The 14,094-nt window shown below is 72.9% G+C and carries 12 protein-coding genes and 2 pseudogenes; 8 read left to right on the top strand and 6 right to left on the bottom strand.

The annotated features are described in order from the left end of the window. The first annotated feature begins 503 nt into the window (after positions 1-503). From OG715_RS37695 to OG715_RS37685, 3 genes and pseudogenes are all read left to right on the top strand, one after another. The gene (locus OG715_RS37695) at positions 504-2,576 is read left to right on the top strand and encodes an alpha-galactosidase (protein ID WP_266272752.1); all 2,073 of its coding nucleotides are present in this window, start codon (positions 504-506) and stop codon (positions 2,574-2,576) included. Between the two features lie 147 nt (positions 2,577-2,723). Continuing rightward, positions 2,724-4,397, top strand: a pseudogene (locus OG715_RS37690) (NPCBM/NEW2 domain-containing protein); the annotation flags it as partial. 36 nt (positions 4,398-4,433) lie between these two features. Then, positions 4,434-4,850: pseudogene (locus OG715_RS37685) on the top strand (NPCBM/NEW2 domain-containing protein); the annotation flags it as partial. Between the two features lie 169 nt (positions 4,851-5,019). On the opposite strand, the gene OG715_RS37680 reads toward OG715_RS37685, so the two are convergent. The 4 genes from OG715_RS37680 to OG715_RS37665 all read right to left on the bottom strand — a co-directional run bounded on the left by OG715_RS37680 (position 5,020) and on the right by OG715_RS37665 (position 7,500). Next, complete coding sequence (locus OG715_RS37680) at positions 5,020-6,060, bottom strand: hypothetical protein (RefSeq protein ID WP_266272753.1); 1,041 nt, start codon at positions 6,058-6,060, stop codon at positions 5,020-5,022. After that, a complete protein-coding gene (locus tag OG715_RS37675) occupies positions 6,060-6,629 on the bottom strand; it encodes an RNA polymerase sigma factor (protein WP_051742781.1) in 570 nt (189 codons plus the stop codon). Before OG715_RS37675 ends, OG715_RS37680 begins: the two co-directional genes overlap by 1 nt. Continuing rightward, the gene (locus tag OG715_RS37670) at positions 6,622-6,858 is read right to left on the bottom strand and encodes a hypothetical protein (protein WP_266272754.1); all 237 of its coding nucleotides are present in this window, start codon (positions 6,856-6,858) and stop codon (positions 6,622-6,624) included. The genes OG715_RS37675 and OG715_RS37670 overlap by 8 nt, the downstream gene beginning before the upstream one ends. A 207-nt stretch (positions 6,859-7,065) precedes the next feature. Continuing rightward, positions 7,066-7,500 (bottom strand): CBS domain-containing protein, encoded by a 435-nt coding sequence (locus tag OG715_RS37665; RefSeq protein WP_266272755.1) that lies wholly within the window; start codon positions 7,498-7,500, stop codon positions 7,066-7,068. A 189-nt stretch (positions 7,501-7,689) separates the two neighbouring features. Between OG715_RS37665 and OG715_RS37660 the strand changes: the two genes are divergently transcribed. The 5 genes from OG715_RS37660 (at position 7,690) to OG715_RS37640 (ending at position 11,422) form a co-directional block, all read left to right on the top strand. Continuing rightward, positions 7,690-8,628 (top strand): helix-turn-helix domain-containing protein, encoded by a 939-nt coding sequence (locus tag OG715_RS37660; protein ID WP_266272756.1) that lies wholly within the window; start codon positions 7,690-7,692, stop codon positions 8,626-8,628. Positions 8,629-8,682: 54 nt separating this feature from the next. Continuing rightward, positions 8,683-9,153 (top strand): VOC family protein, encoded by a 471-nt coding sequence (locus tag OG715_RS37655; RefSeq protein WP_266272757.1) that lies wholly within the window; start codon positions 8,683-8,685, stop codon positions 9,151-9,153. Between the two features lie 66 nt (positions 9,154-9,219). After that, entirely contained in the window at positions 9,220-9,585 is a 366-nt protein-coding gene (locus OG715_RS37650) for an MmcQ/YjbR family DNA-binding protein (protein WP_266272758.1), read from the top strand. Between the two features lie 59 nt (positions 9,586-9,644). Next, a complete protein-coding gene (locus OG715_RS37645) occupies positions 9,645-10,793 on the top strand; it encodes a saccharopine dehydrogenase family protein (protein ID WP_266272759.1) in 1,149 nt (382 codons plus the stop codon). Then, entirely contained in the window at positions 10,790-11,422 is a 633-nt protein-coding gene (locus tag OG715_RS37640; protein ID WP_266272760.1) for a TetR/AcrR family transcriptional regulator, read from the top strand. Before OG715_RS37645 ends, OG715_RS37640 begins: the two co-directional genes overlap by 4 nt. Before the next feature lie 239 nt (positions 11,423-11,661). Here OG715_RS37640 and OG715_RS37635 read toward each other — a convergent pair whose 3' ends face one another. Then, entirely contained in the window at positions 11,662-12,261 is a 600-nt protein-coding gene (locus tag OG715_RS37635) for a GNAT family N-acetyltransferase (RefSeq protein ID WP_266272761.1), read from the bottom strand. 23 nt (positions 12,262-12,284) lie between these two features. Beyond that, positions 12,285-13,694, bottom strand: a complete 1,410-nt coding sequence (locus OG715_RS37630; protein ID WP_266272762.1) for a hypothetical protein — start codon at positions 13,692-13,694, stop codon at positions 12,285-12,287. Between the last annotated feature and the right edge of the window lie 400 nt (positions 13,695-14,094).

Raw genomic sequence — 14,094 nt, 5'->3', positions numbered from 1 at the left:
CGCCGAACGCTCCGCACCCGGGCGGTCACCCACCACGACGGGTCACCTGCCCGCCGACCCGCTCCCGTACACGCCCGGTCCGGGCGGACCGGGCGGACCGGGCGGACCGGGCGGACCGGGGCGCGGGGAACCGCCACCGGGCAGGACCGCTCTCCAGCAGCAGAACCAAACACATTCAAACGCAATGTGAAATTGCACACCCACCCTTGATGGGCCGTCAAGTGCCGTTCACCGCCGAGATCAAGTCGTGACGCGCCATATGGGACAAGTAATGACAACGGCCTCCGGGGTTCGCACGCCCTCTTGAGTGACAGGTTCAGTCATGTCTATGCTGCGTTGCTTTCTGTTGGGAAAAGAGACAGAAAACATCACGGCGACTCCCCTGCCTGCCGCACCTCAGCGCCGCCACGCACCCCCACGTAACCCCCACCCGCCCCCACTCGCGCCCTGGAGCGCCCATGCGCAGAACCGCGCCGAACCTCCCCCTCACCGTGTCCCGAGCCGTGCTCCGAGCAGTGCCCCGCACGCTGCTCGCCCTGGCCGTCGCCTCGGCCGGACTCGGCACACTCGCCCTCGGCCCCTCGGCGACCCCCGCCGCCGCCGTCGAGAACGGACAGGCCCTCACCCCGCCGATGGGCTGGAACTCCTGGAACACCCTCGGCACCGGCGTCACCCAGCAGGAGGTCCTCCAGACCATCGACTTCATGGTCTCCCGCGGCCTGGTCGCGGCCGGCTACAACACCGTGACCATCGACGACGGCTGGTCGCTGGGCCACCGCGACGGCCAGAGCGCCGACTTCGCGAAGACCGCCGAAGGCGCGATGCAGCTGTACGACGCCAACCGCAACCCGGTCGCCGGCACCGACGGCAACGGCATCGACCTGACGAGCGGTCACCTGGTGCCCGACCCGGAGCGGTTCCCGAACCGCGCCGTCAACGGCCGGACGCTCAACGGCATCGAGTACCTCTCCTGGTACGCGCACAGCAAGGGCATGAAGTTCGGCCTCTACGCCACCACCACCTACACCACCTGCCAGGGCCGCCCCGGCAGCCTGGGCCACGAGACCGTCGACGCCGCCGACTTCGTCTCCTGGGGCGTCGACTACGTCAAGTACGACGACTGTCCCTACGGGCCGAAGATCATCGGCCCCGACGGCCACGACTACTACACCCAGGGCGTCGGCCGCGAGCTCACCCGCTCCATCTACGCCCGGGTGCAGGACTTCCGCCGGGCACTGGACGCCGCCTCGGCCGCGCAGAACCGGCCCAGGGTCACCCTGAGCGTGTCCGCCCAGCCGGTGCACTCCGGTGTTCCCTACCTGCTGGCCCCCGACGACCCGGCCCGCACCGACCCGGTGGTGGTCGCCGCCGGAACGCCCGAGCGCGAGGCGCCCGGTTACGCGCCGACCGGCAAGTGGTGCGGCCAGGTCGCCAACCTGTGCCGGATCGGCGGCGACCGGGGCCCGGACCTGGACGGCGTGCTGTACAACGGCCAGCTGCGGACCGCGCTCCAGTACCCGACCAACGTCCGGCCCGGCAGCTGGAACGACATGGACATGATGTTCGCGGGGTGGCTGAACCCCTACGGCATCTACGGCACCACCGACAGCTGCGTGTGCCACAAGCCGATGACCGACGACGAGTCGCGCAGCGAGATGTCCGTCCTCGCCATGATGGCCTCCCCGCTCATCAGCGGCGCCGACCTGCGTACCGCGGCCGACTCCCAGCACAGCGACAAGGGCTACACCTGGTCCACCGGCATCAGCGACTCGGCGCTGGCGGTCTACAAGAACGCCGACGTCATCGCGGTGAACCAGGACCGCCTCGCCAAGCCGGCCACCCTGGTCGGCCGCACGCCGGGAAACGCCACCGACCCGATCGTCCTCAAGCGCCAACTCGCCGACGGCGACACGGCGGTGCTGCTGATCAACCAGGACCCGTCCGGCTGGCGGAACATCACCACCACGCTCGCCGACCTCGGACTGACCGGCCCCGGCTACACCGCCAAGGACCTCTGGACCGGCGCCACCGGCACCTTCACCAACTCCCTCGGCGGCTGGGTCCCGGCCCACGGCGTCACCATGTACCGCCTCAAGGCGCTGCCCACCACCGTCCCGGCGGCGGTCGTCGGCGACGGCCGCTACCACGGCATCAGCGCCGGCGGCACCGGCGGGCAGGCCCTGGAGGTCAACGGCATGTGCTCCGCGCCCGACGGCTCGACCACCGACGTCAACACCTGGTGGGACTGGCACACCTCGGAGCAGTGGAAGTTCACCCCGAACCCCGACGGCACCGTCCGGATCACCGACAACTGCGACACGCCCACCCAGACCCACGGCACCCTGACCGGCGGCAGCGGCAACGGCTCGGCCGCCTGGGTGCTCAACCGCTGGGACCCCAACAGCCCCAACCAGAAGTGGCGGGTCACCCAGAACGCCGCCACCGGCGCGCTGACCATCACCAACGTCGCCAGCGGACTCGCCCTGGACGCCCCTCGGTCCGCGCCGACCTCCGCCGTGGTCCTGAACCCGCCGAACCCGGCCTCGCCCGGCCAGGCCTGGACGCCGCTGAACTGAGCGGCCCGCTCCACCGGCCCCGTCCGGCGTGATCCGCAAGCACCACCCACCCCCTCAAGCCGGTCCGACCGGTCTGCCGCCAGGCTCCCCCGCCAGGCCGGCCGGTCTGTTTCCCCCGACCGACTCCGATCCCTCGATGGAGGATTCGTGCGAACCCCCGACGCCCGACCGGCGCGCCGTGCCGCGTCCGCGCTCACCGCACTAGCCCTGTTCGCCGGCGGCGGCGCCGTGACGGTGGGGCTCCAGCTCGCGACCGCACCGTCGGCCGCGGCCCTCGACAACGGCCTCAACCTGACGCCGCAGATGGGCTTCAACAACTGGAACTCCACCTACTGCGGGGCCCAGTTCAACGAGGCGATGATCAAGGGCATCGCCGACATCTTCGTCGCCAAGGGCCTCAAGGCGGCCGGCTACCAGTACGTCAACCTCGACGACTGCTGGGCCCAGCCCCAGCGCGACGCGAGCGGCAACCTGGTGGCCGACCCGGTCCGCTTCCCGCACGGCATCAAGGCCCTCGCCGACTACGTGCACGGCAAGGGCCTGAAGTTCGGCATCTACTCCAGCGCCGGCGACCACACCTGTGACGTCAAGGGCTTCCCCGGCGGGCTCGGCCACGAGCAGCAGGACGCCGACCTGTGGGCGTCCTGGGGCGTCGACTACCTCAAGTACGACAACTGCAACAACAAGGGCATCGACGCCAGGACCCGGTACAAGGCCATGGGCGACGCCCTGAAGAAGACCGGCCGCTCGATCCTCTACAGCATCTGCGAGTGGGGCAGCACCGGGCCGTGGAACTGGGCGCAGCCGGTCGGCAACTCCTGGCGCACCACCGGTGACATCAGCGACAACTGGCAGAGCATGATCTCCATCGCGCAGGCCAACCAGGGCCTGGCGAACTACGCCAAGTCCGGGGCGTTCAACGACCCGGACATGCTGGAGGTCGGCAACGGCGGCATGACCGGGACCGAGTACCGGACCCACTTCAGCCTCTGGGCGCAGATGGCCGCCCCGCTGATGATCGGCACCGACCTGCGGACCGCCGAGCCGGAGACCCTGGAGATCCTCACCAACACCGATGTGATCGCGATCGACCAGGACCCGCTGGGCAAGCAGGGTGCCGTGGTCTCCCGGGAGAACGGGCTGGTGGTGATGAGCAAGCCGCTGGCGGACGGCAGCCGTTCGGTGACCCTCACCAACGAGGGCTCCTACGACGCCACCATCAGCACCACCGCGCAGGCGGTCGGGATCGGCGGCGCCGAGTCCTACAAGGTCAAGGACCTGTGGTCGAAGAAGACCAGCACCGGCAACGGTGCGATCAGCGCGGTCGTGCCCGGTCACGGCACGGCGATGTTCCGGGTCACCCCGAGCTCGCCGGTCTCCCCGCCCTCGGGCGTGACCCGGCTGAGCGACCTGCCGTTCACCTCGGCGGCCAACTTCTGGGGCCCGGTGGAGCGCGACCGCAGCAACGGCGACCACGTGGCCGGCGACGGTGGGACGATCACCATCCGCGGCGCCCAGTTCCCCAACGGCCTCGGGGTGCACGCCCCCAGTGAGATCGGCTTCCACCTCGGCGGGACCTGCCGCAACCTGGTCACCGACGTGGGCATCGACGACGACGCCTACGGCAACGGCTCGGTGGTGTTCCAGGTCTTCAAGGACGGCGTGAAGGCCGCCGACAGCGGTCCGGTCACCGGCCAGGACCCGGCGCGACGGCTCACCGCCGACCTCTCCGGGGCGCAGGAGCTGAAGCTGGTCGTCACCGACGGCGGCGACGGCACCTCCTGGGACCACGCCGACTGGGCGAACGTCCGGGTCGCCTGCGGCGACGGTCCGGCCGCCGGGACGTACCAGGTCTCCGACCTCAACTGGTCGGCGGCGGGCAACAGCTGGGGCCCGGTCGAGCGCGACATGAGCAACGGCGACAACCAGGCGCGGGACGGCAGCACCATCACCGTCGGCGGCGCCACCTACGCCAAGGGCCTGGGCGTCAACGCCTTCAGCGAGATCGTCTACTACCTCGGCGGCGCCTGCTCCTCGATCAGCACCGATGTCGGCATCGACGCCGAGGCCCAGGGCCGGGGTTCGGTCTCCTTCGAGATCTACGCCGACGACACCAAGGTCGCCGACAGCGGCCGGGTCACCTCCGCGTCCGGCGTCAAGCACCTGACGGCGGCACTGGCCGGGGCCAACGAGCTGCGGCTCGTGGTGACGGACGGCGGCGACGGCACCAACAGCGACCACGCCGACTGGGCCGCGCCGGTGCTCACCTGCTGACGCACGCCTGGTGACGCTCATTCGGTGATGCCCACCTGGTGACGCCCACCCGGTGACGCTTTCGGTGATACCCACCTGGTGACACTCACCTGCCGACGCCGCCGGACACGGCCGGCGGTCGAGGGCGGGCGCGGTGCCGGACTCCCGGCGCCGCGCCCGTCCGGCGTCCTCAGACCCTGGTCACGTCACGGGTCCCCGTGCCCGGCCGGACGACGTAGATCCCGGACCCGGGCAGCGTCTCCCGGGAGTCCGCCCGCAGCTGGTCGACGCTGATGGCGGCGGGCCACCGGGTGCGCAGCTCGGACCAGCGGACGCCCGCGAGGTCGACCCCGGCGAGGTCGACCGAGGTGAGGTCGGCGGTGGTGAAGTCGTCCAGGACCTCGGCCAGGAACTCCAGGTCCAGGGTCTCCGGTTCGCCGAGTTCGAGCAGTTCGCCGACCTGCTCGACCAGCACCCGGGACAGGTACTCCACCTCCCGGACCGCGCGGGTGAGGTCCCCGCCGATCACCGCGTACATGAACACCTCGCAGGCGCGCAGGAATTCGGCGATCGCCGGGTGGTCCGCCGTCCGCACCCGCGCGTCGATCGTGGTCACCATCTCCCGCACCAGGAGCTGTCCGACCCGGCGGGCCCGGTCGATCTCCGGGTAGTGGGGTTCGAGCAGCGCCACGATCTCGTGGGCGCGGTCCCGCAGGTCCCAGGCGAGGGCTGCCCGCCGGTCGAGCTCCTGCGCGATGCCCCGGGCGACCCCCTGGGCGGCGAACACCGCCCGCTGCAGCGGCATCCCGCGGTAGCGGCCGAATCCCAGGCCGTAGGTGAGGTCCTGGGCCAGCACCACGGTGCGGATCAGCAGGTCCGCGAGGATGGCCGAGGTGACCAGCGGGTGCCCGCGCAGCACCAGGCGCTGCTCGGGGCCGATCAGTTCGAACCGCTGGTGCATCAGGCCGACGTCGTAGAGGGGGGCGGCGGCCTCCTCGAACTCCGTCCTGGCCGTGCCCCGGGACAGTACGGACACCAGCCCGGCCTCGATGTCGAGCACGGCGTCCAGGCCCTCCGCCAGCTCCTTGTGACGGGCGCACAGCATCACCTCGCGCAGCCCGGCCTCCACGTCCAGATGGGCGTCGAGCCCGTGCAGGAAGGATTTCCGCAGCGCCGCCATCCGGTCCGAGAAATCACGGGTGCGGCGCTCGGGAGAACCGCGCTCGGCCATCATTCCCCCTCTCGATCGGTCATTCTGCTGGAGACGGCCAGCCGCGCCTTGAAGAGGCTGGCGCGGACCGCGGCGGGCCGCATGCCCAGCTCGGCGGCGATCTCCGTCGGCGTGTAGCCGTCCAGCGTCCACGCCAGGACCTGGCGCTGACGGGCGGGCAGGCCGCCCAGCAGCCGCAGGATCTCCTGCTCGTCCTCCCACTCGGCGGCGTGCCCCGGCGCCGGAAGCAGCGAGGTCGGTTCGAGCGCGAGTTCCTCGATGCTGTCCTCGACCTGGCTGAAGGCGCGCACGAGTTCACGGGACGCCACTCTCCGGCACCACGCCTCCGGCGACTGGATCCGGTCCCAGCGCTCGTACGCCTTGACCATGGTGTCCTGGGCCAGGTCCGCAGCCAGTGCGGCCGGCGCCCCCTGCCACATCAGGAACGCCACCAGCCGGCGGAGGCAGGTGCGGTAGAAGTACGCGAACTCGCCGTGCCGGGCTCCGGTCCCGCTGCCGTCGGCGGGGGCCGGAAGGTGGCCGAGGGACGCCGCCGACGCGGCCTCCCCCTCCGGGCCGGTCTCACTCATGCGCGCCGCGACCCCGCTCCTCGTACGGCTCCGGCCGTCCCGGCCGCCCCGGCCGCTTCTGTCCGTCGTCCTCGGACCGGCTCGCCCGGAGCGCGAGGACGACCACGACCGGGGGCGGCGGGGGAGGCTGCCGCTCCCGCCGGCGCGGCCGTAACTGCCCCACCAGGGTGACCAAGGCGCCCACCAGCCCCAGCACACCTGCCACCACCGAGCCCGTCACGGGATCCACCAGCGCTCCTGTCGTCGTTCCCACACTTCTACGACCAGGAGGGCCGCCGGGGCGCCCGCGTTAACCGGTCCGGGGATTCTGTTACAGACCGCCCGGAGCGGGCCGGGACCCCCGCGCCGGTGCGGCACGGGGGTCCTGGGGGCGTCAGTGGTGGGCGTCCCGCGGTGGGAGGCGGGCGGCGGCGGGTGTCCGCTGCCGGCGGCGGTGTCAGCGGGTCATGTAGACGCTGTCCATGAAGTCGACGATCTGCTGGTCCGTCAGCCGCTGGCCCTCGCGGTGGCCCGTCGCGAGGTCGGCCTCGCTGATCATGCCGACCAGCCGGTCGCCGTCGATGACCGGGATGCGGCGGATCTGGTGCTGCTCCATCTTGTGGAGCACCGCGTCCATGCTGTCGTCCGCGTGCACGCAGTGCAGGTGGCCGGCCAGCTCCATGGCCTTCACCGACGCCGGGTCCCGCCCCTCGGCGATGCACCGGACGATGATGTCGCGATCGGTGATGATGCCCTTCAGCTTCTGGTCCGCGCCGCAGATCGGGAGGGCGCCGACATTCATGTCGCGCATCATCCGGGCGGCATCGGCGAGGCTCTGGTCGGCGGCGACGCACTGGGCGCCGGCGTGCATGATGTCTCGGGCAGTAGTCACGGGCTCCTCCTCAGGGTCTCCCCGAGCACCGGGTGTTCCGGTGCGCCCACCCTACGCACGGGTCCCGGGAGTCCGCGAGCGCATCGGGACGGCCGTCGCCGAGCGTGGTCGGGAGGCCGTGGCCGGGGCCTGCCGGGGAGGCAGTCGCCGAGCGCGTCCGCGCCCGTCCGGCGGGACGATACTGGGGGCGTGACGGAGGAGTTCGCCGGGGCGCCCGGTGCGGTGAGGGCGTCGGACCGGACAGCGGTGACGACCGCCCCCGACCTGGTCGACGAGGCGGTCCGGGCCCGTCCCGCGACCGCGCTGCGCCCCTATGTGGCCTGGTACTCGGGCTACCGCCAACGGGGCCTGCCGCCCGCCCTGCACCGGGGCCTGCCGTCCCCGTACCTGACCTTCATCGTGACCCTGGACGAACCGCTCACCATGGCGGGCCACCCCGACCCGGCGCAGCCCCCCGGCCGGTTCGCCACCCTGCTCGGCGGCCTGCACACCGCCCCGGCGCTGATCAGCCACGACGGCCGGCAGTCCGGCATCCAGGTCGCCGTCCACCCGCTGGCGGCGCGGGCGCTGTTCGGACTGCCGGCCGGGGAGCTGGCCGAGCTGGACGTACCGGCGGAGGCGGTGCTCGGCGCGGTGGCCGAGCGGCTCCAGGAGGCCGTGCGGGAGGCGCGGACCTGGCCGGAGCGGTTCGCGGCGCTGGACGGCGCGCTGCTGCGGCTCGCGCACCCGTCCGGCCGGGTGCCGCCCGAGGTGCTGCGGGCCTGGGACGCGCTCCGGCGCAGCGGTGGGGCGCTGCCGGTGGCCGCGCTCGCCGAGGAGACCGGCTGGAGCGGCCGCCACCTGCAGGACCGGTTCCGGCGGGAGACCGGGCTCACGCCGAAGGCCGCCGCCCGGGTGATCCGGTTCGACCGCGCCCGGCGGCTGCTGGCCGCGCCCGGTCCGGCGCCCCGGCTGGCGGAGCTGGCGGTGCACTGCGGGTACTTCGACCAGGCGCATCTGGCGCGCGAGTTCCGCACGCTCGCGGGGTGCGCGCCGACGGTCTGGCTCGCCGAGGAGGGGGCGGACGAGGCGAAGTTCCGAAACGTCCAAGGCGGGGCGGCCGGGCCCGGGTCAGAGTGGGAGGCATGACGGCGGACCGGCCCCCACCCGGGCCGGGCGCCCCGAACCGAGGAGGTACCGGCCATGGACGCCGACGGCGCAGACATCAACGGCGCGAGTGACGGTGGCACCGGCGGCGGGGCGGCGCCCGCCCCGCAGGTCTGGCCCAGTCTGCGGGCCCGTGACGCCCGGGCGCTGATCCGCTTCCTGGTGGAGGCGTTCGGCTTCGAGGAGGTCGTCGCCTACGGCGAGGGCGAGTTCGTCGGCCACGCCGAACTCGCGTGGCCGGAGGGCGGCGGGATCATGCTGGGCTCCGACCGGCCGGCCACCGAGGGCAGCGAGCCCTGGCCGGGCGGCCCCGGGACCTTCTCCGCCTATGTGGTGACGGCGGACCCGGACGCCCTGCACGCGCGGGCGGCCGCCGCCGGGGCGCGGATCACCACGGCCCTGTACCACACCGACTACGGCTCGCGGGACTTCGCCGCCGCCGACCCCGAGGGCAACCACTGGTACTTCGGCAACTACCCGGGTGCTCCGCGCCCCTCGGCGGGCTGAGCGGTGCGGACCGCCGAGCCGTCGGGCCCGGTCCCAGGCCCGGGCCCGGCCGTGGAGCGGACGGCCGTGGAGCGGACGGCCGTGGAGCGGCTGCGGGCCGTCTGCCTGGCCCTGCCGGAGGTGGACGAGCGGGTCAGCCACGGCGAGCCGACCTGGTTCGCCGGCGCCGGCCGCCGGGCGCGGGTGTTCGTGATGCTGGCCGACCACCACCACGACGACCGCCTCGCGTTCTGGTGCCCGGCGGCGGCCGGCGCGCAGGAGTTCCTGGTCGCCGAGGAGCCCGAGCTCTTCTTCCGCCCGCCCTACGTCGGCCACCGGGGCTGGATCGGCGTCCGCCTCGACGTCCCGCCGGTGGACTGGGAACGGGTCGAGGACCTGGTCGCGGACGCGCACGCCCTGGTGACCGGCGGGGGCGCCGGACAGCGGGCCTGATCTGTGACCGCCCTGCTCTCTTGATCTTATTTTTAGGTCACCTGACCTAGTTTTTGAATATGACCACTTCGGAGAACACCCAGGCCCCCGACGTCGACGGGCCCGACGGCCCCGACCACCTCTCGCTCGACCCTCGGGGACCGGTCCTGCTGGTCGGCGGCTACGGGACGGTCGGCGCCGAACTCGCCCGCCTGGTCGCGGCCGAGCACCCCGTCCTGCTCACCGGCCGCTCCGAGCAGCGGGGCGCGGCCCTCGTCCGCGAACTCGGCGGCGCCCCGCACGCCGCCGTCCGTCGCTGGGACCTCGCCGACCCCGCCCCCTTCAGCGCGGCGGTGAGCGCCGTCGTCGGCGTCGTCAACGACCCCGACGACCGGGTGCTCCGAGCGGCGGCCCGCGCCGGCGTCCCGTACGTGGACGTCACCCGCTGGACCGTCCGGCTCCAGCGCGCCGCCACCGTGGCCGCGCTGCTGCGCCCCACCGCGCCGGTGCTGCTCTCCTCGGCCTGGATGGGCGGCGTGGTCGGACTCGTCGCGGCCGCGCTGGCCGAACGCCTCGGCGGGGCGGACCGGGTCGAGACCGCGATCCGCTGGGACCTCGCCGACCGGGCCGGCGCGGACTCCGTGGAGTTCATGGACCGGCTGGGGCTGGACTTCGAGGTGATTGGCGAGGGCCGACGCCGCACCGTCGCGCCGCTGACCGGGGCCCGCACCGTCCGGATCGGCGACCACCCCACCCGGGTCGCCCGGATCGACACGCCGGAGCAGTTCACCCTGCCGCTCACCCTCGGCACCACCACCGCCACCACCCGGATCGGCTTCAGCTCCGACCTCAGCACCCGGGCCCTGCTGGCCGCCAAGCACACCGGCTTCTTCCGCTGGGGTCGGGGCGAGCGCTGGCAGTCCGCCCGCCGCGCCCTGCTGTACTCCCCCGGCGCGGGCGGCACCGCGCTGCTGCGCGTCGACGTCGAGCACTCCGGCCGCACCCTCACCGCGGTCGTCGAGGACCGGTCCGGCCAGGCCCACCTCACCGCGGTCGGCGGCCTGCTCGCCCTCCGCCGCGCCCTCGGCTCGGACGGCGCGGCAGCGGCACCGGCCGGCGTCTCCTTCCCCGAGCAGACGCCCCGTCCGGCCCGGGTGGTGGCCGACCTCGCCGCCCTGGGGGTCGCGGTCGACATCAGCGCCGCTCCGGGCTTGGATGCTGCTGCATGAGCACCGCACCCGAACCTGCCTCGTCCGCCCCGTCCGCCGCCCCCGCACGAGGGCAGGGGCGGAAGGGGGCCGAACGGCGGGAGGCCCTGCTGGACGCCGCCGAGGCGGTACTGGTCGCCGAGGGCGGCCCGGAGTGGACGATGCGGGCCGTGGCCGCGGCGGCCGGCGTGCGACTGGGCCACCTCCAGTACTACTTCCCCACCCACGCCGAGTTGGTGGCCGCCGTACTGGAGCGGGTGCTGCGACGATCCGCCGACCGGCTGGCGCCCCTGCTCTCCGCCGACTCCGACGCCTCCGGGGCGCCCGCCGCAGTGGTCACCGCGCTGCTCGCCGAGCAGGAGGACGCCCGCCTGATGCGGCTGTTCGCCGAGGTGTGGGCCCTGGCCGCCCGGGACACCACCGTGGCGGCGGCCGTCCGCGGGTTCTACGGCGACTACCGCACCCAGGTGGCGGCCTTCCTCGCCCGCCGCCACCCCGACCTCCCGGAGGAGGAACGCCGCGCCCGCGCCGGGGTGTTCATCATGCTGATCGAGGGGGCCTCGCTCTTCCGCTCCGGAGTGGCGGGCGAACGCGACCCCGCCACCGACGAGGCATTGGTCCGCACCGCCCACGCCCTGCTCGGGCCCTGACCTACCCGGGCTTGTCGCACGAGTTCGATCCCCGTCGCCCACTCCAGCGATAGGGCCCCGCCTTGCTCCCGGAAGGCCGACCACGACCGGCGAGCCGAAACCGTCCAAGGCGGTGACCGGCCCAACGACAGCGGGCGCGGGAGCCTCTCCCGCGCCCGCTTCGTTCAACAGCACCGGTTCCGAAGTACACACCCGCGCCGCCGGGTTGATCGTCTTCGGATCCGACACCGAGGGGCGGATCACCCTGCCGGGCTGGGTCCGCGATCGGATTCGGCGGCTCCGTCGGTGTCCAGGCCGTCGATCGGTGCCCACTCGTGTTCCAGGATCGAGTAGGTGATCGAATCGCGCCACGCCCCGTGCACGAAGACGTGGTCACGGATCCGGCCGTCCTCGGTCATCCCGGCTCGGAGCAGGGTCCGGGCCGAGGCCTCGTTGAGCGGTGCTCGGGCGGCCCAGATGCGGTGCAGGCCGAGGGCGTTGAAGCCGAGGGCACAGAGCAGGTGGACGGTCTCGGTGCCGAGGCCCTTGCCCCATGCGGCCGGGTGGAGGGCGAAGCCGATGGTGGCGGCCTGCTGCGGCTCGGTTGCCAGGCGCGCGTAGCCGATCAACGGGTGCTCGCCGCGCCGGGTCACGGCCAGGCAGTACTCAGTACGCGGGGTGGCGTGCGCGGAGTCGATGGAGCGGGCAGTGATCGCTTCGACCTGCTCGCGGGTGCGGGGTTCGAAGCTGAGGTGCCGGGTGGCCTCGGGGTCACCGTAGATCGCCAGGAGGCCGCCGGTGTCCTCGGGTTCGACCTCGCGCAGCGCCAGCTTGGGACCGGTCAGGCGGAGTGGGGTCATGGCTGCGGAGCCTATCCGCAGGGTCACCGGACGAGGGCCGAGGTGGGGGTGGTGATGAAGACCTCGATCTCCTGGCGCAGACCGGCCGCCGCGCCGCCGCTGCTGCGACGGCCGGCACCGTGCAGGGCGGCGTGGACGCGTTGGGCGCTGCTGACGATGCCGAAGTTCCTTTGCTCGACGGGGAGGTCGAGTACGGGGCGGACGGCCTCGGCGGCGCCCTCGATCTCACCGCAGGCGATGCGGGCGAGGGCGAGGTCGGTCTGAGCGCCCGCCTGGTCACCGAAGGCCCACTCGTCCTCGGTGGCGTTGCGGTAGGCGAAGACAGCGGTCTCGGACCGGCTCTCACCGAGAGCCGCGTCTTCCCCGAGCTGCACTGTGGCCTCGGCGACGTAGTAGAGCTGGCGGGGCAGCGGGAAGGTCATGATGCCGCCGAAGGCGTCGAGGTCGTCGGGTTCGGCGGTCGCGCGGGCCTCCTCGGCCTGCTGGATGGCGGTGCGGGTGGCCTCACCGTCACCGAGGAGGGAGTGGGCACGGGCGGAGAGACAGGCCAGCCAGACGCTGGTGGTGCCGTGGACGTTGCCGATGACGCCCTGTCCGAGGGCAGCGTAGTCGGCGGCTTCGCCGGGACGGCCGGCCCAGTAGGAGATGAGCGACTGGAGCGAGCGGACCCAGGCCCGCATGGCATGGTGGTCGGCGTTGTCGGCGCAGACGAAGGCGGTTCGGGCCTGCATCATGGCAGCGCTCGGGTTGCCCAGGTCGTGGCTGGCCTTGGCGAGCATGCCCGAGGTGATCCCGGCGAGCAGGTACAGCTCGCGGGCCTGCAGCGGCTTGGCCCGTCCGTGTTCCAGCAGTTGGAAGGTGAGGTCCTGGACCTCGACCAGGTCGCCGAGCAGGGTCGGCAGTGCCAGCTTCGGGTAGGCGACGGTCAGGCGCCGTACCTCGTCGTGGATCTGGCCCAGGGTCTCCGGGCCGATGCTGCTGCCCTCCGCCATCGCGGTGAACCGAAGTGCACGACGAGCTGCCATCGTGACCTGCCTTTCCAATTCCGTGGTGCCCGCGTCGAAGCGGGGCTCGCTGCTGGATGGGCCACCGACAGGCAGTGCCACTACCTGCTCGGGTGGGAGAAGAGCAGGGACCGACCGTGGCAGCGGGACGACGAACGAGGTGGCGGCGGCGGGCACGGATACGTGGCCGGCCGGTGCGGGCGCGAGGAGTTGGTCGACGCCGACACCGAACATGGCCTCCAGCACCCTGCACTGGTCCGGGTAGGGGCGGGTCTTCACGGCGCCGCCGTACCAGCGCTCGAACTGTCGCTTGGAGACCGACAGGCCCCGGAGCCGGGGGTCGCACTCCTGCTCGGCGGCCGAGTTCGCAGTCGCCTCGAACCGGAGACGGAAGGTCTCGTAGACCTGCCAGTGTCGCCGAAGCGCCAAAACCCTTAGGAGTGTGGGAGTTTCAGCCTCTGCGGATCATCTCCGTCCCCGTTCGTCTGTTCTGACGACAGCCGTGGTCGCTCGACAGGAAACCCGTTCGAGGTCGTCTCGGCCCAGATGACGGTGGCCGTGACGGCAGTCATGACGCGCACCGGCATGGCTCGCCCCTCGGGACGGCGGGACGGTGACGGTGGCCGCGTCGTATCGGTGCCGCTCCTGGCGTCGTCATCCTGAACACCACCTCGCTGTCCGTGCATTGCCGACAGCGAAGCGTGAGATCAAGGGCGCTGGGATCGGCGCCCGATCGACCCCGTCCAGCACCACCTGACCCGCTGCCCCTCGCTCAGCCCGGTGGTTGCGGAGCCGCTGCCCGTCGCCGACCGGACGGCCCTGGCCGCGC

Source organism: Kitasatospora purpeofusca, from assembly GCF_036010405.1.
GTDB classification, from domain to species: domain Bacteria; phylum Actinomycetota; class Actinomycetes; order Streptomycetales; family Streptomycetaceae; genus Kitasatospora; species Kitasatospora purpeofusca.
This window is presented reverse-complemented; position numbering and strand designations above follow the sequence as displayed.

What these genes read in the sequence shown, in the direction of transcription:
- OG715_RS37655 (WP_266272757.1), top strand. Translation starts at nt 8,683, where the DNA reads ATGGACGCCGACGGCGCAGACATCAACGGCGCGAGTGACGGTGGCACC.
- OG715_RS37640 (WP_266272760.1), top strand. Translation starts at nt 10,790, where the DNA reads ATGAGCACCGCACCCGAACCTGCCTCGTCCGCCCCGTCCGCCGCCCCC.
- OG715_RS37675 (WP_051742781.1), bottom strand. Translation starts at nt 6,629, where the DNA reads ATGAGTGAGACCGGCCCGGAGGGGGAGGCCGCGTCGGCGGCGTCCCTC.
- OG715_RS37635 (WP_266272761.1), bottom strand. Translation starts at nt 12,261, where the DNA reads ATGACCCCACTCCGCCTGACCGGTCCCAAGCTGGCGCTGCGCGAGGTC.
- OG715_RS37645 (WP_266272759.1), top strand. Translation starts at nt 9,645, where the DNA reads ATGACCACTTCGGAGAACACCCAGGCCCCCGACGTCGACGGGCCCGAC.
- OG715_RS37680 (WP_266272753.1), bottom strand. Translation starts at nt 6,060, where the DNA reads ATGGCCGAGCGCGGTTCTCCCGAGCGCCGCACCCGTGATTTCTCGGAC.